The sequence below is a fragment of the uncultured Agrococcus sp. genome, assembly GCF_945915485.1.
Taxonomy (GTDB): Bacteria; Actinomycetota; Actinomycetes; order Actinomycetales; family Microbacteriaceae; genus Agrococcus.
Window position 1 is genome coordinate 1 of record NZ_CAMEFJ010000044.1, and the last position, 19,451, is coordinate 19,451.

The 19,451-nt window shown below is 64.7% G+C and carries 17 protein-coding genes; 5 read left to right on the forward strand and 12 right to left on the reverse strand.

Annotated elements, in window-relative coordinates:
* Positions 1-810 (forward strand): hypothetical protein (locus tag Q0O95_RS08430; RefSeq protein ID WP_293697350.1); only part of this gene is annotated, 810 nt, incomplete at its 5' end.
* Between the two features lie 13 nt (positions 811-823).
* The gene (locus Q0O95_RS08435; protein WP_366516467.1) at positions 824-1,189 is read left to right on the forward strand and encodes a GntR family transcriptional regulator; all 366 of its coding nucleotides are present in this window, start codon (positions 824-826) and stop codon (positions 1,187-1,189) included.
* 96 nt (positions 1,190-1,285) lie between these two features.
* Here the strand turns inward: Q0O95_RS08435 and Q0O95_RS08440 are convergent, their stop codons facing one another.
* The 4 genes from Q0O95_RS08440 to purN all read right to left on the reverse strand — a co-directional run bounded on the left by Q0O95_RS08440 (position 1,286) and on the right by purN (position 7,332).
* Positions 1,286-3,094 carry an ABC transporter ATP-binding protein gene (locus tag Q0O95_RS08440; protein ID WP_293697352.1) on the reverse strand — a complete coding sequence of 603 codons (1,809 nt, stop codon included), beginning with the start codon at positions 3,092-3,094 and terminating at the stop codon, positions 1,286-1,288.
* A complete protein-coding gene (locus tag Q0O95_RS08445; protein WP_293697354.1) occupies positions 3,091-4,887 on the reverse strand; it encodes an ABC transporter ATP-binding protein in 1,797 nt (598 codons plus the stop codon). The genes Q0O95_RS08440 and Q0O95_RS08445 overlap by 4 nt, the downstream gene beginning before the upstream one ends.
* Before the next feature lie 209 nt (positions 4,888-5,096).
* Positions 5,097-6,728: a bifunctional phosphoribosylaminoimidazolecarboxamide formyltransferase/IMP cyclohydrolase gene (gene purH, locus Q0O95_RS08450; RefSeq protein ID WP_293697356.1), complete on the reverse strand. Its 1,632-nt coding sequence runs from the start codon at positions 6,726-6,728 to the stop codon at positions 5,097-5,099.
* 19 nt (positions 6,729-6,747) lie between these two features.
* A complete protein-coding gene (gene purN, locus Q0O95_RS08455; protein WP_293697358.1) occupies positions 6,748-7,332 on the reverse strand; it encodes a phosphoribosylglycinamide formyltransferase in 585 nt (194 codons plus the stop codon).
* A gap of 68 nt (positions 7,333-7,400) precedes the next feature.
* Between purN and Q0O95_RS08460 the strand changes: the two genes are divergently transcribed.
* A complete protein-coding gene (locus tag Q0O95_RS08460; protein WP_293697360.1) occupies positions 7,401-8,360 on the forward strand; it encodes a GNAT family N-acetyltransferase in 960 nt (319 codons plus the stop codon).
* 9 nt (positions 8,361-8,369) lie between these two features.
* Here the strand turns inward: Q0O95_RS08460 and Q0O95_RS08465 are convergent, their stop codons facing one another.
* Entirely contained in the window at positions 8,370-9,923 is a 1,554-nt protein-coding gene (locus tag Q0O95_RS08465) for a DUF6350 family protein (RefSeq protein WP_293697362.1), read from the reverse strand.
* A 145-nt stretch (positions 9,924-10,068) separates the two neighbouring features.
* Between Q0O95_RS08465 and Q0O95_RS08470 the strand changes: the two genes are divergently transcribed.
* On the forward strand, positions 10,069-12,276 hold the full coding sequence (locus tag Q0O95_RS08470) for an NADP-dependent isocitrate dehydrogenase (RefSeq protein WP_293697364.1): 2,208 nt from the start codon (positions 10,069-10,071) through the stop codon (positions 12,274-12,276).
* A 31-nt stretch (positions 12,277-12,307) separates the two neighbouring features.
* On the opposite strand, the gene Q0O95_RS08475 is transcribed toward Q0O95_RS08470, so the two are convergent.
* From Q0O95_RS08475 to sucC, 6 genes are all read right to left on the reverse strand, one after another.
* Positions 12,308-12,748, reverse strand: a complete 441-nt coding sequence (locus Q0O95_RS08475; protein WP_293697366.1) for a hypothetical protein — start codon at positions 12,746-12,748, stop codon at positions 12,308-12,310.
* Positions 12,741-14,129 carry a hypothetical protein gene (locus tag Q0O95_RS08480; RefSeq protein ID WP_293697368.1) on the reverse strand — a complete coding sequence of 463 codons (1,389 nt, stop codon included), beginning with the start codon at positions 14,127-14,129 and terminating at the stop codon, positions 12,741-12,743. The genes Q0O95_RS08475 and Q0O95_RS08480 overlap by 8 nt, the downstream gene beginning before the upstream one ends.
* A complete protein-coding gene (locus tag Q0O95_RS08485; protein ID WP_293697370.1) occupies positions 14,126-14,470 on the reverse strand; it encodes a hypothetical protein in 345 nt (114 codons plus the stop codon). The genes Q0O95_RS08480 and Q0O95_RS08485 overlap by 4 nt, the downstream gene beginning before the upstream one ends.
* 212 nt (positions 14,471-14,682) lie before the next feature.
* Entirely contained in the window at positions 14,683-15,117 is a 435-nt protein-coding gene (locus Q0O95_RS08490; protein ID WP_293697371.1) for a DUF559 domain-containing protein, read from the reverse strand.
* 595 nt (positions 15,118-15,712) lie between these two features.
* Positions 15,713-16,612 carry a succinate--CoA ligase subunit alpha gene (gene sucD / locus Q0O95_RS08495; RefSeq protein WP_293697372.1) on the reverse strand — a complete coding sequence of 300 codons (900 nt, stop codon included), beginning with the start codon at positions 16,610-16,612 and terminating at the stop codon, positions 15,713-15,715.
* Between the two features lie 17 nt (positions 16,613-16,629).
* Positions 16,630-17,793 carry an ADP-forming succinate--CoA ligase subunit beta gene (gene sucC, locus Q0O95_RS08500; RefSeq protein ID WP_293697374.1) on the reverse strand — a complete coding sequence of 388 codons (1,164 nt, stop codon included), beginning with the start codon at positions 17,791-17,793 and terminating at the stop codon, positions 16,630-16,632.
* A gap of 260 nt (positions 17,794-18,053) precedes the next feature.
* Between sucC and Q0O95_RS08505 the strand changes: the two genes are divergently transcribed.
* Positions 18,054-18,776, forward strand: coding sequence for a VIT family protein (locus tag Q0O95_RS08505; RefSeq protein ID WP_293697376.1), 723 nt, complete (start codon positions 18,054-18,056; stop codon positions 18,774-18,776).
* 43 nt (positions 18,777-18,819) lie between these two features.
* Here Q0O95_RS08505 and Q0O95_RS08510 read toward each other — a convergent pair whose 3' ends face one another.
* Complete coding sequence (locus Q0O95_RS08510; protein ID WP_293697378.1) at positions 18,820-19,374, reverse strand: TetR/AcrR family transcriptional regulator; 555 nt, start codon at positions 19,372-19,374, stop codon at positions 18,820-18,822.
* Between the last annotated feature and the right edge of the window lie 77 nt (positions 19,375-19,451).

The following is a 19,451-nucleotide window of genomic DNA, read 5'->3' on the forward strand; positions in this document are numbered from 1 at the left end:
CGACTGGAACTCACCGGCCCCATTCGCGGTGCCGCCATTACGGCGCCAGCCGTCGCGCTGCTAGGCCAGCTGGCCTTCACCCTGCTCGGCATCCTGCCGTTCGTTCTGAGCGTCTCCCCCGAGCTGCACACCACGTTCGGGAAGTTCGGCATCGGTGCGCCGCTGGTCTTCGCCTTGATCGCCGTCCTCGTCTTGATCATGCCGGCCCAGCGTACCGCTCCCGACGGTAGCGCTGCTTTGGCTCCGCGCACCTGGTTGTCTTTCGTGCGACGGCGATGGACGCTTCCGCTTGGACTAGCACTTCTATTCATCGTCCTTTCCACCGTTTTGGCGGGACGTGCGTCGGCTCCCGATGACGACGGCAACCACACCATGTACTGGGTCGACGCCGGCGCCCTGCAGGTGGGAACGGGCATCTACGGTTGGTACTACTCGATTCCGCATCTCGCCATCATCGCGCTGCTGCTGGCGGTGACGGCGTTCGGGCTCCGGTGGATCTCCCGCCCTCCTCTCAGCGCCGATTCGGAGCGGGATGCCGCGGCCCGCAGACAGCGCTCTCTCGTGCTCATCGCTCTTGTCACCGGCGCACTGCTGCTCCATCTGGGCGGCATCTGGCACGATCTCGCTGGTACAGCCGGTGTGCGGGGTCATGGCTCAACCGAGGACGGGGACTTACGCACCTGGAGCGATTTCGCCGCGCTTGAGCAGCCGCTCAGAATCGCCGCTCGTATCGTCAATATCGCCGGATACACCACGTGGGTGACCACGCTCCTTCTCCTTGCACTGCCTCGAAAACGCAGTACACGATAGGAGTGAGCCGATCGTGTCACTGCGGATAAGACTCGGAGACTCTGGCTCCCCAGCCGAGCAAATCTACAACCAGGTTCGTGGTCTCATCTCTACCGGTCGTCTCCTCGCGGATGAACGCCTCCCATCCGTGCGTCAGCTCGCATCAGACCTCGGAGTCGCCCCCGGGACGGTCGCGAGGGCCTACAGGGCCCTCGAGGCAGACGGCCTTGTGAAGAGCCGAACGGGCGCGGGAACTCGAGTGTCTGCATCCGCGAGCAGCACTCCACGGGCAGTTCTCGAGCACGCGCGCGGCCTCGCGCAGGCGAGCGCTCGGGAAGGCGTGGAGTTCGAGGAGGCCGTCCGCACGCTCCGAGCTTTGTGGCACGATGACGCGACTTGATTCCGAAGCGCTGCAACTGACGCTGTGGCGAGGGGCGGAATGGATAATCCATTCCGCCCCTCGCTCTGCTGCACTTTTCAGCGCTGAGAACGAGTGCTAGACCAGCGAATCCTGCCACGCCCTGTACAGCGATGCGTACTTGCCGCCCTGGGCGACCAGCTCATCCGGCGAACCGTCCTCGATGATGCGCCCGTGCTCCATGACCAGCACGCGATCCGCAATCGCCACGGTCGAGAGGCGGTGCGCGATGATGATGGCAGTGCGGTCGGCGAGCAGCGTCTGCAGCGCCTCCTGCACGAGTCGCTCCGACGGGATGTCGAGGCTCGCCGTCGCTTCATCCAGAATCAGGACGGCCGGGTCGGCAAGGAACGCCCTCGCGAACGACACGAGCTGACGCTGACCGGCAGAAACTCGACCTCCGCGCTTATTCACATCCGTGTCGTAGCCGTCCGGCAACGCCGTGATGAAATCGTGCGCGCCGACCGCCTTCGCAGCATCGACGATCTCGTCGGTCGTCGCATCGGGTCGACCCAGCGCGATGTTCTCACCGACCGTGCCGGAGAACAGATAGGCCTCCTGCGTCACCATCACGATCGCTTCGCGGAGGTCGTCGTTCGAGATTTCGCGCAGGTCGACTCCATCGAGCTTCACGGCGCCCGATGTCGGGTCGTAGAAGCGCGAGACCAGCTTCGCGAGCGTCGACTTGCCGGCTCCCGTCGTTCCGACGAGCGCGATCGTCTGCCCCGCCGGCACTTCGAGCGAGAAGTCCGGCAGCACGACCTTGTCCTCGTTATAGGCGAAGCGAACGTTCTTGAAGTCGATCGAGCCGCGGAGCCTCCGCAGGCGCGCCGGCTTCTCCGGCTCCTCGACCGTTGGACGCTCTTCGAGAACACCGGAGATCTTCTCCAGCGCCGCAGCGGCCGACTGGTAGCCGTTGAAGAACATGCCGATGCCCTGAATGGGCTGGAAGAACTGCCGAGCGTACAGCATCGCCGCGAGCAGGACGCCGACGGCCAGGTCTCCCCCGACAACACGGAACCCGCCGACGATGACCACGGTTGCAACGCTGATAGCGCCGATCGCGACGATGCCGGGCTCGTAGATGCCGAAGATCTGTATCGTACGCATGTTGGCGTCGCGATAGTCCTCGACGCGCTTGCCGAACTCCTTCTCATTGACGGGCTCGTTGCGGAACGCCTGCACGGCGCGGATGCCCGTCATCGTTTCGACGAAGTACTGGATCATCCTTGCGCTCGTCGTGCGAGTCTCGCGGAACAGGCTCGTCGATTTCTTGTAGAACCAGATCGTCAGCAGCGTCGCGGGAACGAGCGCCGACACGAGCACGAGCCCCGAGATCGGGTCCAGCAGCAGCATCGCTCCGAGGGTGAAGGCCATGAACAGCACGCCGCGCGTCAGCTCGTTGAGCCCCTGGTCGAGCAGGTCGCGAATGGACTCGAGGTCGCTCGTCTGGCGTGCCACAAGGCGACCCGACGTGTACTGCTCGTGAAACTCCATGCTGAGACGCTGCGCATGATCGAACAGTCGGCGACGCAATGAGAACAGCACCGCCTGCGAGACTCTCGCGGTGTTCACCGTGTACGCGTACATCAGCACCGCTGCGACGGCGGCGGCGAGGACGTAGACGATAACGGCTCCCCACAACGGCATCCAATCGGCACCGTTCAGTACCGCGGGCAGCGCGTGGTCGATGCCGAACGCGATGATCGCAGGCCCGAGCACTGCCGCGCCCGTGCCGAGTACGACCATGACGATCGTGGCGACAACGCGCGGGATGTGCGGGCGCACGAGGTCGACCAGCAGGACGCGCGAACGCCTGCGGACCTGCCGCGATTCTTCCTTCGTGTATTCGTGCCGGTCTTCTCCGGCGACGCCGAACACGGTCATCGGATTGCCTTCCGGTTGCGCTCCTCTTCTTCGAGAGAAGAGATCACGTAGCGATAGTGCTCGTTGCGTGCGAGCAGTTCTGAATGGGTGCCGACATCGTCGATCTTGCCGTCGCGCATGAGCGCGACACGGTCGGCCAGCTGCACCGTCGACGGCCTGTGGGCGACGATGAGGGCCGTCGTGGACGCGAGCACGGAGCGCAGAGCCTCCTCGACGAGCGCCTCCGTCTCGACATCGAGCGCCGAGAGCGGGTCGTCCAGCACAAGGACGTCCGGCTCGGCCGCGACTGCCCTTGCGAGAGCCAGGCGCTGACGCTGACCGCCCGAGAGCGAGAGCCCTTCCTCACCGATCTCTGTCTCCAAGCTGTTCGGAAGGTCTCGAACGAACCCGGCCTGCGCGATGGCGAGCGATCTGTCGACCAGCGCCTCGGAATCCGACGAGGCACCCAGCAGAACGTTCTCGCGCACCGACCGCGAAAACAGGGTCGCGTCCTCGAACGCCATGGCGATACGCGTGCGCAGCTCCGTCAGTTGCAGATCGCGGACATCGACGCCGTCGAGCAGCACCTGCCCCTCCGTGACGTCGTAGAGGCGCGTCGGGAACGCCGTCAGGGTCGTCTTGCCGCTGCCGGTGATGCCGATGAGTGCCATCGTCTCGCCCGGTTCGATCGCAAGTGTCGCACCGTTGACGAGGTCGCGCTCCTCCGGCCGCGCATCCTGGTACCGGAAGTGCACGTCTCTGAACTCGAGCCTCCCGCGGGGATGCTCGATCGTTTTCGGCTCCTCCGGGTCGCGGATCGTCTCGACGCCGTCCATGACCTCACGGAATCGCACCGATGCGTTCGCCGCCTCGATGGCAAACGCATACAGGAAGCCGATCGATTCGATCGGGAACGTCAGCACGACCGCCGTCGCGAAGAACGCCGCGAGCTGACCGACCGTGAGTGCGTCGATCGAGACGAGCCAGACACCGAGGAAGAGGCAGACCGCGTACGAGGTGAGCGGGATGAACGTCAGCCACGCCCACAGCGTCGCATCGAGCTGCGCCTTGCGGATCTCTGTGTGGCGCAGATCCGTCGCCTGCTTCGTGAAGCCTTCGAGCGCGTGCGGGCCACGACCGAACGCCTTCAGCACGCGGATGCCGTGCACCGACTGCTCCACGGTGGTTGCGAGGTCGCCCGTCTGGTCGAGCGAGAGGCGCGCGGCGCCCCAGTACTTGCGCTCGAACTTGAAGGTGATCCAGAGAATCGGTGCGTTGACCAGCACGAAGACTGCTCCGAGGAGCGGGCTCCAGTAGATGAGTACGCCGATGCCGATCACGATCGTGAGCATGTTGACGAGGAACATGATCGCGCCGAACGCCAGGAACCGGCGCAAGCGGCCGAGGTCCTGCACGGCGCGCGACAACAGCTGACCCGACTGCCAGCGGTCGTGGAACGCGACCGGGAGGCGCTGCAGCTTCGCGTACAGCGAGTTCCTCATCGTGGCCTCGATCGCGGTCGAGGGCTGCGTCACCATGAACCGGCGCAGCAGAATGCACCCGGCCTCCGCGAGACCGAGGCCGAGGATCAGCAGACCGAACGGCCAGACTTCCGACGGGTCGTTGTTCATCAGCGGGCCGTCGACCAGCGCTCGCATGACGACGGGGATGACGAGCGCGACGATGGTTGCGCCGAGCGCAGATAGGGCCCCGATGATCATGCGCGGCATCACCGGCCTGATGTACTCGTAGATCAGGCCGAGAGATTTCAGGATGCCCCGCTTTTGGGGGGTCTGAGGGGTCGTCGACGACATGGTTCACTTTCGGTAAACACGATGGTTTGGGAGGAAACTGCAGAGTGGGCAGCCTTGTATTCTATGCAGACGCTTCTTCAGGGTGCAAGGATAAAGTTTGCTTTCCCACCCCATTAGCGCGTGTCAACTTCTCGGTCGCCTGGCGATGAGAGCGCTCTTTCACGGCGTGTCGTCGCCCAGCGACCGAGAAGTTAGCAAAGCGGACAGACTCAGTGGAAGAAGTGACGTTCTCCGGTGAAGTACATCGTCACACCGGCCGCACGCGCCGCTTCGACGACCTCTTCGTCGCGCACCGACCCGCCGGGCTGCACGATGGCTCGCACACCGGCATCCAGCAGGATCTGGGGCCCGTCGGCGAACGGGAAGAAGGCATCCGACGCAGCAACCGACCCCCGTGCACGTTCGCCTGCGCGAGCGACGGCGAGGTTGCACGAGTCGACGCGGTTGACCTGCCCCATGCCGACCCCGACGGATGCGCCATCTGCGGCGAGCAGAATGGCGTTCGACTTGACCGAGCGCACTGCCCGCCACGCGAACGCGAGATCGCGCAGCGTCTCTGCGTCTGCAGCATCGCCCGCAACGAGCTGCCAGCCATCGGTCGTGAAGTCGTCGAATGCGTCCGGCTGCTGCACGAGCACGCCACCGGAGACCTGCCGGAGCTCTGCCGATTCACGAGCGTAGCCCTCGGGCAGCTCGAGAATGCGGATGTTCTTCTTCGACTGCAGCAGCTCGACCGCGCCGTCCTCATAACCCGGTGCGACGATCACTTCGGTGAAGATGTCCTTCACGGCATCGGCCATGGTTCGGGTCACGACGCGATTCGCAGCGATCACGCCGCCGAACGCACTGACGGGGTCGCACTCGTGCGCCCTGCGGTGCGCGCTGGCGATCGCGTCCTCCGCACCGGCATCCGCGACAGCGATGCCGCAGGGTTGCGCGTGCTTGATGATCGCGACGGCGGGCTCAGCGAAGTCGAACGCTGCGCGCAGTGCCGCGTCGGCATCCTGGAAGTTGTTGTACGACATCTCCTTGCCGTGCAGCTGGCGGGCCTGCACGATGCCCTCGCCACCCGGCAGCGCGTAGACGGCGGCCTCCTGATGCGAATTCTCGCCGTAGCGGAGGCTCGCGACCGGCTGCGCGCTGCCCACTGCGGCAAGCAGCGCATCCGCCCCGGGCACCGGCTCGGAGCCGCCCCCTGCTTCGTCGACGTCAGCCACCGTGCCGGTCGTGAACCATTCGGCAACCGCGCTGTCGTATTCGGCGGTGTGTGCAAACGCGGCGCGCGACAGCTCACGCCGCTGCGCGAGCGTCAATCCCGTGCCGAGCGAGGCGACGATCGAGGCGTACTGCTCGGGGTTCGTCACGATGGCGACGTTGGCGAAGTTCTTCGCTGCCGCCCGCACCATCGCCGGGCCGCCGATATCGATCTGCTCGACGGTGTCGTTGGCGCTCGCGCCGGACCTCACCGTTGCAACGAACGGATACAGGTTCACGACGACCATGTCGAACGCTTCTATGCCCAGCTGCTGCAGCTGTTCCTCGTGGGATGCGAGGCGCAGGTCGGCCAGGATGCCCGCGTGCACCGACGGGTGGAGGGTCTTGACGCGACCGTCGAGCACCTCGGGAAATCCGGTCACGTCGGCGACCTCGGTCACCGGCGTGCCGCTGGCGGCGATGAGCTTCGCGGTCGATCCGGTCGAGACGATCTGCACGCCGTCGGCCGCGAGCGCCGCAGCGAATTCGGTCACGCCGTTCTTGTCGGAGACCGAGATCAGCGCGCGCTTCGGCGCGATGACGTCTCGCTCGCGGTACAGCGATGCGTCGTGAGTTGGTCCGCTCATGGGGGTGCTCCTTCGGGAGTTACTTCGTTCGTGCAGTCAGTTGCAGGGTGCCATCGGCAACGGCACTGATGACCGACGCCGTCAGCTCGCGTTCGATCGGCTTGATGCGCTCGTGCAGCGTCGCCTCCGTATCGCCGGGTTCGATCGCGATGCGCTCCTGGGCCACGACGGGGCCGGTGTCGACGCCGCCGTCGACGACGATGACGGACGCTCCCGTCCGCTCGGCACGGGCTGCGAGGGCATCCCGGACGGCGTGCGCTCCTGGGAACTCCGGCAGGTACGCGGGATGCGTGTTCAGCAGATTCGGCGCGAGTCTTTCGACCGCGTCGGGTGCCAGCAAACGCATGAAACCGCTCAGCAGAGTGAGGTCGGGCCCGAATGACTCGATTGCGTCGACGACCCTGTTGCTCCACGCTTCGCGGGGACGTGTGAACGGTTCGACGAACGTCGGGATGCCGTGTTCGGCAGCGTGCGCAAGGCCCTCGCACTCGCGGTCGGCTCCGACCGCGACGATCTCGGCGTCCAGTTCACCTCGCTGAATGCGGGCCAGGAGGTCGGCGAAGTTGGTTCCGGAACCGGAGACCAGGACGACGACGCGAAGCACTCGTTTATTCTACGGCGTTCGCGCGCATGCCCGTTGCGCTGTCGCTGGTTGCCAGTAGCCTTTCGGGCATGAGCAGTATCGAGGCCGTATTCGCGGCGCACAGGGCCAGAATCCATGCGATCGACGAGCATGCGGATGTCCCCGACGTGGCTTTGGATGATGTGGCCCGTGTCATCGAAGTAGAGGACGATCAGGGAGCTGGAGTCGCCGTCATCCGGCGTATCGAGGTCGATCCGGCAACGCAGATGGCGATGTGGTCAGCTCCCAGGCCATGGGCGATCGGGTTGCGTCTGCACGGCGACCGGATCGGCGACCTGGCGTCGAGGCTGCTCGAGCGCGTTGACGACTACCTCATCGACAACGCTCCGCGCGGCAACCCCAACCACGCCGCCCTCGTCAGGATTGCCGCGCGCGATGTCGATCTCGTGCGACCGCTGCTGCGCCACGGCTACGCTGCCGGTACCGTGACTGCGCTGCGCACCGTCTCGCCGGACAGCGATGCACCTTTCGAACCGGGTGCCGCAATACGGCAAGCCCGGCAGGAGGATCGCGAAACACTCATCGCGTTGGCCACGGCGCTGCAGAAGTTCGACGCATCGTTCGGAACCCTCGGCGAACCGAACGAGCTGCGTCCGCTCATCGAGACCCTCGTCGATTCGATGCTGGAGCCAGACTCAACGCTCCTGCTGGTCGCCGAAACGGGAGAGGGCATTGTCGGCTACGCGAGCATCGCAGACCCCGAATCCTCGGATTGGATCACGAGTTCGACGACACTGGCACCGGCTGCCTATCTCGGGCAGGCGTATATCTCACCCGCAGCTCGAGGCAGCGGAGCGGGCACCGCGCTGACCCGTCGACTGCACGCGGAAGCTGCCGAACGCGGATGGAACGGGATCCTGCTCGACTACGCGGCGCCCAATCCACTCTCCGGCCCGTTCTGGTCGAGACACGGCTATCGACCCCTGCACGTCACCTGGCAGCGCAGACCGGCGCACCCCTCGCTGGGGCGCGGCGGTCGAGTGCGGTAGCGCGACCTCTCAATCCTCGTCTTTCCACGATTTCGATCCACTGGATCGAAATCCAGGCTCGATAACGTCCGTGTCCTGGCCATCCGGCACATCGGAGGGGGCATCATCCGACGCGTCGACTTCGTTCCGTGAGACGACATCGTCGCCCCGCCATCCGCGCATCGTCTCAAGCAGTCGCTTCCTGGGCGACGCCGACACGTCTTCCGCCGTAGTTTCCGCTCCGTCGTCATCCGCGCCGATCCAGTTGCCATCGGTCTCTCGACTCGACCGTCCCGATTCCTCAGCGTCGTAGCCGGCAACGAAGTCGACGGCCCGGCTACCCAGGAATCCCAGCACCGTCAAGACCGTCAAGCCGAGCCCGGCGAACAGTACGGTATACGCGAGGTCCGGGCCCGTCACCTGCATCCGACCGGGGCCGATCGCCCCGCCCGACAGTGCCGCGAGCGCCGTCACTGCAGTTGCCGCGAGGACACCCGAGATGGCCGCGGCTGCGACCGGCGCCCACCAACTCGCGTCGCCGAGCAGTCTGGAACGGGCAACGAGCATACCGAGCACCACCACGGTGACCGCCGTCACCACCAGCAGTGCAAGGAACCACGGCTCATTGGATGCGGGCACGGCTCCGAAGATCGGCACGTTCGGCAGCGGCCCCAGGGAGGTACCGAATACGGAGAGGCTAGAACCCTCGCCGATCTGCACGGGGCTGCCAAGCATCCATGCAGCGCCCCACACGATCGCGTTCGGTAGCGCGGCGAGTTGCGCGAGGAACATGACGATGACGCCGAGAATCGTCGGCGACGACGCCTGGCTGAGCGCGACCACGGTGTCGAAGTGCGTGAAGATCGTGAGCGCGACGGCGCCTGCTCCGAGACCGAGAACGGCAACGGTCGTGATCGCCGCTGACGTGACTGCGACCCGGATGATCTGCAGCCAGCGCTCCCCTATCGTCAGCCACTCGCCGACGAGCTCGAGCAGTCTGTCGCGTTCACGCCACAGGACGGCGACGAGATGTGCGACGCCGGCGATGAGACCAGGGAAGATCGCGGCCTGCAGAAGACTCGGGCTCGCGAGCTCGTGCTGCGCTGTCCACGCCACGAGGATGCCGATAGCCGAGGTCGTGAGCGTCGCGACCACGACACCCCAGCCGATGACCTTGCCGATGATGCGTTCGGGCTCACCAACACCGTCGTAGGCGGTGAGCCGCTCTCGAACCTCCGCGGCCATCCCCTGCGCTGCCTCGTGCAGCCGCAATCCGCTTCGCAGCGACAGCACGAACGTCAGCAGCGTGAACCCCAACGGCAGGAACGTGACGTCGAAGGGCTGCGTCGCGAGTTCGCTACCGAACTCGAGTGCGGCGATCTCGGGAAGCTGGATCTGGACGGTGACGCCGTGCCCGAGCAACCAGGCATCGGCGGCAACACGCCACATTACGAGGATGTCGGCTTCGAACGCACGGTCGAGCGCCCAGACCAGCGCGAGCGGCACGAAGGCGATAGCCAGCCCGATACCGGCGATCGATAACGCCTGCACGAACTGCACGAAGGAAACGTGGACGCGAAGCACAACGAAACTGTACGGCTCGACCGTCGGGCTGTGTTGCTGCCTCGCCGCGGAATCGCGCTCTCGTCACTCGCGCGGTAGGTTTGTCGAGTAAGCGCGGCAGCGGTTCGTCGTGCCCGCATCCAGCAGAACCAAGGGGTTTCCACCAGTGTCGAAGATCATCTACACCTACACCGACGAGGCGCCCATGCTCGCGACGCACTCGTTCCTTCCGATCATCCAGTCGTTCGCTTCGGCTGCCGAGGTCGAGGTCGAGGCGCGCGACATCTCGCTGGCCGGTCGCATTGTGGCTGCGTTCGCAGACGTACTGCCGGAGGACCAGCGCGAGTCCGACGCGCTCGCCGAGCTGGGTGAGCTCGCGAAGACTCCCGGTGCGAACATCATCAAGCTGCCGAACATTTCGGCATCCGTTCCGCAGTTGAAGGCGGCCATCGCAGAGTTGCAGGCCCGTGGCTTCGCACTGCCCGACTACCCGAACGAGGTCATGACGGACGAGGATGCGGATGCACGCGCCCGCTACGACGCCGTCAAGGGCTCCGCCGTCAACCCGGTGCTCCGCGAGGGCAATTCCGACCGTCGCGCCCCCCGGGCCGTGAAGGAGTTCGCCCGCAAGCACCCGCACTCGATGGGTGCTTGGAGCGCCGAGTCGAAGACCGAGGTCGCGACGATGGGCGTGAACGACTTCCGTTCGAACGAGAAGTCCGTCACGCTGCCTGCCGACGACGAACTGACCATCCGCTTCACGGCTACTGATGGATCCGAGACGGTGCTCAAGGACGGCCTGAAGGTGCTCGAAGGCGAAATCGTCGACTCGACGTTCATCTCCGCGAAGGCGCTCGATGCGTTCCTCGCCGAGCAGATTCAGCGGGCGAAGGATGCCGGCGTGCTGTTCTCCGTGCACCTGAAGGCAACGATGATGAAGGTCTCCGACCCCATCATCTTCGGCCACGTCGTGCGGGCATACTTCTCCGACACGTTCGCGAAGTACGGATCGCAGCTGCTGGCTGCCGGACTCGACGGAGAGAACGGTCTCGGTGCGATCCTTTCCGGTCTCGATGAACTCGACGGGGCCGACGAGATCCGCGCATCCATCGAACGTGAGCTGCAGGAGGGACCGGCCCTCGCAATGGTGAACAGCGACAAGGGCATCACGAACCTGCACGTCCCCTCCGACGTCATCGTCGACGCTTCGATGCCCGCGATGATCCGCACCTCGGGTCACATGTGGGCGCCGGACGGCGAAGAGGCCGACACGATCGCGGTCATCCCCGACTCGTCATACGCCGGCGTCTATCAAGCCGTTGTCGAAGACTGCAAGGCCAACGGCGCCTACGACCCCACCACGATGGGCACCGTGCCGAATGTCGGCCTCATGGCAAAGAAGGCCGAGGAGTACGGCTCGCACGACAAGACCTTCCGCCTCGAGTCCGACGGCAGGGTCGACGTTGTCAACGCAGCCGGTGAGGTGCTGCTGACCCACGACGTCGAGGCCGGCGACATCTGGCGCGCCTGCCAGACCAAGGACGAAGCCGTGCGCGACTGGGTGAAGCTCGCCGTCACGCGCGCCCGCGCATCCGCGACTCCCGCCGTGTTCTGGCTGGATGCCGAGCGCGCGCACGACGCCGAACTGATCAAGAAGGTCGAAGCCGAGCTGCCGCAGCACGATGTTTCAGGCCTCGAGATCCGCGTGCTCTCGCCGGTCGAGGCGACGAAGCTCTCGGTTGAGCGCATCCGCCGCGGTGAGGACACCATTTCGGTCACCGGCAACGTACTGCGTGACTACAACACCGACCTCTTCCCGATTCTCGAGCTGGGTACGTCCGCCAAGATGCTCTCGGTCGTGCCGCTGCTCGCCGGCGGCGGCCTCTTCGAAACCGGCGCAGGAGGCTCGGCACCGAAACACGTGCAGCAGCTGGTCGAGGAGAACCACCTGCGCTGGGATTCGCTCGGCGAGTTCATGGCGCTGGCCGAGTCGTTCAGGCACCTGGCGGTGAACGGCAACCGCCGTGCCGCGGTGCTGGCAGAGACGCTTGAAACCGCGACCGCTGGGCTGCTGAACGAGAACAAGTCGCCGTCGCGCAGGGCCGGCGAGATCGACAACCGCGGCAGCCACTTCTGGATCGCACGCTACTGGGCGGAAGCTCTCGCCCAGCAGACTGAGGATGCCGACCTCGGTGAGCGCTTCAAGCCCGTTGCAGCGGCTCTGATCGAGGGCGGCGATGACATCGAGCGCGAGCTCATCGACGTGCAGGGCCAGAGCGTCGACCTCGGCGGATACTTCCGGGTCGACGCCGAGCTCGCGGATGGCGTTATGCGCCCCTCCGCAACCCTCAACGCAGTCCTCGCCTCCATCTAGCGGTCGAGGCGCGGGCATGGGGGCGGTCAGATCACGACCGCGCCCATGCCCATCCGCTCTCCTCGACGGCCGCGATCACTTCGGGCATCCGGTCCGCGACTGCCTCGTCACGCAGCCGAGCTACCCAGATCAAGGGGCGACCGCTCCCGATCGGGGTCTTGAGCACATGCGCGAAGTACTCGTCCGATCTGCGCAGGACCCAGACCAACGCATCGCCGGATACGTATCCGGCGGCGGCGCCCAGCTCTGATTCCAGAGCGCTGCGCGCGCGTTCGAATGTCGTCATCGGACTCACCCGGAGGCTGTATACGACGAGTTCCGATGTTCCGTCGGCGTGCGTGCCCTGCCATTCCGGCACGCCGCTGAAGTGGGCATTGCGGAACTGATTCGCACTCTCACCCCGGTCGCCTTGCTGGCGAGGCCGCCAACCCTCCGCTATCCGGATATCGAGTGTCCGGAGGGCGTTATCCACGCTCGACCTCGATGCCGGTTCCGGACTCATCCTCTTGGCCATCCACCTCGACCGTGATCTCCGGCTCGGGCTCTTGCACCGGTAGCGTCACCGGATCGGTACCGGAGGACGAGCCCGGCTCTTCAACCTCGGGTATTTGCCTGGCAGGAGGGTCCGGGATCCCGTCGACAGGCTCGTTCGGATCGAATTCAGCGTCGGGGTTGGTCTCCTCGGCGTCCTCGACCCAGCGATGGATGGGTGCGTCATCGACGCCGATGTCGACGGGAAGGTCGGGCTTCCGCTCTTCGGGCGCGTCGGAGTCCGGTGAGCGATCGCCGCCCTGTGGATTACGCGCATCAACATCGTCATCCGGGAGCTCGACGTCGGGGTCCGCGTTCGACTTACCGAACTTGCGAACGAAGTCCGCAAACGGAATCAGACCCAGCAGCGCCATTCCCGCCTCACCGTACTGATTGCTGACTTGCTGTTCCGCGACGCGCACGGAGTCGCCATTCTCTGCGTAGAGTTCGTTGGCCTGTTTGATCTGATAGCCGGCCTCGAGGAGCGAGGCGATGAGGCCGATGGCGAGACCTCCAAGACCCAGCCCCGGGATCACCGTCGCCACGTCGGACACCGCCCCGAGAGTACCGAAGAAGTCCGCGATCGAGCCATCCCGCTGCACTCGATTCTCGGCATCCGTATCTTCGAGCACGCCGAGGATCCCATCGAGTTCGTCTGCGAACGTCGCTGCGGCACTCTCCCAATCCTGATGTGCGGCTTCGAAATCTCGGAGCTGGGTATCCTGACGCGCGTGGATGTTCTCTTGCATCGTCTCGAGCCCGGACAGATGCGTCTCTATGAAGCGCAGTGCGTCGTCTCGCTTCTTACCGTCGAGCACGACCCTGTTCGGGGTTTCGTTGAGATTACCCTCCGTGTCCAACACCGAATACCGGACGAGCTCACCGTGCGCGGTGAGGTCCTCGTCGAGACCGCGGGTCGTCTGCTCGATGATCTCCGCGCTGGCACGTTCATTGACGATGATCGAGAGCGATTGCACCAGGTTGTCCTGTCGCTCCTTCATGTGCTTGGTGGCGTCGCCGGCGATACGGCAGGCATCCGCGTATTTCCAAGCTGCTTCCGCGAGATTGCAGAAGTATCGCCCGAGTGGGTCCAAGGAGTCGCCGACGGTGAGCGCCATCTGCCTCAACGCTTCTATCGAGATGCCGTCTTGAACGTCTACCTGATCCGTGATGATGCTTCCGCAGAACCGGTGAAGCTCGAGCGTCTCTTCGCCCGTCTGCTGCAGCTGAACCGCGCTCTGGCCGATGGCCTCGTAGTCACTGACGAATTCGGAGATGTGGTGGCCGCCGGAGGTAGTCAACGTCAACGAATCGCCGCTCATGACGAGCCTCCCGCCTCGTGCCACGAACCTGTTTCGAGAGCGGTCTCGCCCGGAACGCCCACCCCGCTGTCCCAGTCGTCATAGCCTTCGCCGATCACATCGGCTTTCTCTGCCGCATTCATCGCTTGGATCGCCATGACGGATCGGACGTAGTCCCAGTCGTCGATCATATTCTCCACAGCATCCGTTGGCACGATCGCCGGCTCCCCCATCCACACCTTGCGCACCGCGTCTGCGATCGTGTCCTCCCAGGTCTCTCCCGCTGCCAGGTCGACAGCGAGATTCTTGAACGATCCCGCGATCTGATTCAACGTTTGATAGTCGATTCGAACATCAGCCATACTCGCTCTTCATCTCCTCTTCAGCGCCTTCCGCAGTGATCGTATGGGATGGATGTATGCCGGTTCTGACTGCTAGCTCAGTGAATCTTGAACGCCTGCTCCATGACTGGTGCAAACTGAATTCGGGCCCGTGCATCCCGGCGCGCTGAAAGTGACAGCTGAGCGGGGGTCGAGATGGATTATCCACTTCGACCCCCGCTCCACTGCATGCTTCAGCGCTTCCTCGGCCACACGTGACGACCTGCTCGAACAATGGCCAGAATGTCTTGGAAGGCCGCCTCCCACCCAAAGCAAACCTGGTGATACGTGAGCCGGATAACCAGGTACCCCAGCGCCATCAGCTCACGATCACGCTTCCGGTCCTTGGTTTGCTGCTCCCAGCTACTGTGGAACTCCCGGCTATCGCACTCAACGACCAGCCGATCTCCGATCAAGAGGTCAACCCGATGGTCGGGAGTCAGCTGCACCTGGGTCCGTACCCTGATACCCGCTCTTCGCAGCCGGAGCCTTGACATCGTTTCGGTGCCCGCCTCCGCACGATCAGTTTTCCGCAGCAATGCACGGATTCGGGCAGGCGTCGGCATCAAGATGGCTTCCAATTGCTCATACGAGGCCAGTCCGAGATGCATGATCGAATCGAGCAGCACAACCAAAGTCTCCGCATCGACGCACCTCGCCGCGCACCTGACCGCAGTGGACAGATCATCAACGCTTGCGACGAGGGGCGGGTTATGACCGTACGGCAGGCATCCGCTTCGGCCCCGTCGTCGAAACCGTATGTGCGTCGAACCTGCACCTTCAGGTACCCAAACGCCGTATAAGCGCAGAGCCGTCACGCAGCTTGCGGTGCCGCCGGCCTCCACGGCTCCCACAACCGACTCGACCGCTCCCGCCACTGCGAACCAACCCCGCCGGAGCCGGCGGAGTCGCTTATGCGCGACTGCTGAACGGATCTGACTCGCTGTTTTCCCGGCTTCCAATAGAGCAGCGGTGCTCCACACTCCCCAGTTCTTGTCCATGAGTGCGGATCTTGGCCCAAACGAGCACCGCCACGGCATGCGTGCAGATCCGGTTGGGGATAACACCGCGTTGTGGAGCGCGGTTGTGCAGCGCTGGAAACCGCATCAGAGCCAACCCTCAGCTGGAATATCCAGTTGAGCTCTCGCTCTGGCGCACTTTTCAGCGCAAAAAGAGGGAGACGACTGCTTCTGAGCAGGCGTCTCCCTCTTCGAGTAAGGGAAGCTAGAGCCCCTGCACGATCTCGCGCATCAGGACGGCGGTCTCGGTCGGGGTCTTACCGACCTTCACACCCGCGGCCTCAAGGGCCTCCTTCTTGGCTTCGGCCGTGCCCGACGAACCGGAGACGATCGCACCTGCGTGCCCCATCGTCTTGCCTTCGGGTGCGGTGAAGCCCGCGACGTAGCCGACGACGGGCTTGGTCACGTTCGCCTTGATGAAGTCGGCAGCACGCTCCTCGGCGTCACCGCCGATTTCGCCGATCATGACGATCGCCTTCGTCTCGGGGTCGTTCTCGAACGCCTCGAGAGCATCGATGTGCGTCGTCCCGATAACGGGGTCGCCGCCGATGCCGATCGCGGTCGAGAAGCCGATGTCGTTCAGCTCGTACATCATCTGGTAGGTCAGCGTGCCGGACTTCGACACAAGGCCGATCGGGCCCTTTCCGGTGATGTTCGCCGGCGTAATACCAGCGAGTGCTTCCTCGGGCGTGATGATACCGGGGCAGTTCGGGCCGATGATGCGGATCGTGCCCGCGGCCTTCGCGTGCGCCCAGAACTCCGCGGAGTCCTGCACGGGGATGCCCTCGGTGATCACGACGAGCAGGCCGATGCCCGCGTCGATCGCCTCGATCACGGCGTTCTTGGCGAATGCCGGCGGCACGAACACGACGGATACGTCGGCGCCGGTCTCGGTCATCGCCTCGGCGACGGACCCGAACACGGGCAGCTCGATGTCGCCTCCCTGCGCGTCCTTGTGCTGCACCGTGGTGCCGGCCTTGCGCGCGTTGACGCCGCCGACGATCTGGGTTCCCGCTGCGAGCATCCTGGCGGTGTGCTTCGTGCCCTCGCCGCCGGTGATGCCCTGGACGATGACCTTGGAGTTCTTATCGATGAAGATTGCCACTGTTTTGTCCTCCAGCCTTACGCGGCAGCCAGCTCGGCGGCTTTGGCCGCGGCTTCGTCCATGGTTCCCACGAGTGTGACGAGGGGGTGGTTTGCGTTGTTCAGGATCTCGCGACCCTCTTCGACGTTGTTGCCATCGAGGCGAACAACGAGCGGCTTCGTTGCTGCGTCACCGAGAATCTCGAGTGCCTGCACGATGCCGTTGGCGACTTCGTCGCACGCGGTGATACCGCCGAAGACGTTGACGAATACGCTCTTGACGTCCTCGTCGCCGAGGATGACGCTGAGACCGTTCGCCATGACGGATGCGGATGCGCCACCACCGATGTCGAGGAAGTTCGCGGGTGTCACGCCACCGAACTGCTCACCGGCGTATGCGACGACGTCGAGCGTCGACATGACCAACCCTGCGCCGTTACCGATGATGCCGACCTGGCCGTCGAGCTTCACGTAGTTGAGGTCGAGCTCCTTGGCGCGTGCCTCGAGCGGGTTCTCAGCGGCGCGGTCGACGAGACCTGCGTGACCGGGCTGGCGGAAGTCGGCGTTCTCGTCGATCGAGATCTTGCCGTCGAGCGCGATGATGTCGCCCTCTGCCGTCTTGACGAGCGGGTTCACCTCGACGAGCGTCGTGTCTTCCTTCGTGAAGACCTCGTAGAGCTTGACGATGACGGGCGCGACGCTGTCGACCAGGTCGGCCGGGAAGCTCGCTGCCCGCACGATTTCACGGGCCGTGGCCTCGTCGATGCCCTCGGCAGGATTCACCTCGACCTTGGCGAGCGCCTCGGGACGCTCTTCAGCGAGCTGCTCGATCTCCATGCCGCCCTCGTAGGAGCACATGGCGAGATACGAACGGTTGGCTCGGTCGAGCAGCACCGAGAAGTAGTACTCTTCCTCGATGTTCGCACCGGCCGCGACCATGACGCGCTTGACGATGTGACCCTTGATGTCGAGTCCGAGAATCGACTCGGCAGCTGCCTTCGCCTCTTCCGGTGTCTTTGCGACCTTGACGCCGCCGGCCTTGCCGCGGCCTCCGGTCTTTACCTGTGCCTTAACCACCACGACGCCACCGAGCTGTCGGGCTGCCGCCTCGACCTCCTCGGGGGTGTCAGCGACGATACCGGCGAGAACGGGAACGCCATGAGCCTCGAAGAGGTCCCTGGCTTGGTACTCGTAGAGATCCACGCAATATCCAATCAGCCTATTGATCTAAGGGAGGCGGCTTGGAGGTCGCACCAATAGGGACGGTGGCTGCGGTTTCATCCTCGCTTCATCACCCTATTGGCTTAACCTCTTACGCCATTTGCCAGCCTACTCCCGTATAGCACCGCTCGCGCGAATCGCGTGTTTTCGCCGTACCGAAGTCGAGAGCTACCGGGCCCCGCCACCGGGTTTCACGGGCCGCCTTCTTGCCTCGTCGACCGGCGGACGAGAACGATGGAGACATGCAATCTGCACGTGAACGCCGCCCGGATATGCCGCCTCCGGTGCAGTCGATGAGCGCCAAACTCAATTGGCTGCGTGCTGCCGTGCTCGGCGCGAATGATGGCATCGTTTCAACCGCTGCGCTCATGGCGGGCGTTGCGGGTGCCGGGATGGGCCCCGCGGGAATCCTCACGGCCGGCGTCGCGGCACTGACCGCCGGTGCTCTGTCGATGGCGGTCGGCGAGTTCGTCTCCGTCTCGAGCCAGCGCGACAGCGAGCGCGCGGCGATCGAGCGAGAGCAGCAGTTCCTCGCCGACAACCCAGACGGACAGATCGACCAGCTGGCGCACATGTATGAAGAGCGGGGCCTGTCACCCGCCACGGCGCACAGAGTCGCGGAAGAGCTCACCGAGCACGACCCGCTCGGCGCTCACCTGGATATCGAATACCGTCTCGACCCCGAAGACCTCAACAACCCCGGGGCGGCCGCATTCGCATCCATGATGTCGTTCGCGATGGGAGCGTTCATTCCGCTCATCGCGACCGTGATCATCCCGTCGCAGTACGCGATCTGGGCGATAGCGGGTTCGACGCTGCTCGCACTGCTGATCACGGGCATCCTGTCGGCGCGGGTCGGCGAGTCGAGCCGCAGGAAGTCGTCGTTGCGCGTCGTCGTCGGAGGGATGGCCGCGCTCGGTGCGACCTTCCTGATCGGGTCGCTCTTCAACACTCCGGTGCACTAGGCCGACACCTCGGCGACGATCACGTCGGCGGAGCACTCTCGCGTCACACGTCGAGCGCGACGAGGATGCGGTCGAGTGCGTCTTCGAAGGCGGCATCCGTGCTCCCGCCGAGGCGGAAGGCACCAGCTACTTCCATGGAGACGAAGCCGTGCAACCACGCGGTGAGCATCCTGGCTCCCGAAAGCGAGTCATCGAAGCCTTCGTCCTGCAGCACGTTCAGCACCGGCTGCACCGCGCTGCGAAGCCCCTCCTGTTCGATCTCGCCCGAGATCCGCGGATCGAAGATGAGCGCGTAGGTGCCGGGATGCTCGAGCCCGAATGCACGCACGACTCTCGCCATCGACCGCAAACGGCCCTGAGCGTCGTGGGAAGCCGAGCGCACCGCATCCAGCGCCCCCGTCAGCTGCGCAACGCCGTCTTCGGCGACGAGACGGATGACGTCACGGCGATCGCGAAGACGTTTGTACAGCGATGGCGGCTTGACGCCGAGCGTGTCGGCGAGCGCTCGCATCGTGAGCTGCTCGACGCCGTCTCGCTCCACGATCGCACGTGCCGCGAAGACGATCTCGTCGTGCTTTACACGCTGCGGTGCCGGCATTTGACCCTCCTCACACCAGCATAGGCTATTGACATTAGCCATGAAGGCTAATTATCGTAGCTTTTATGGAAATCGCT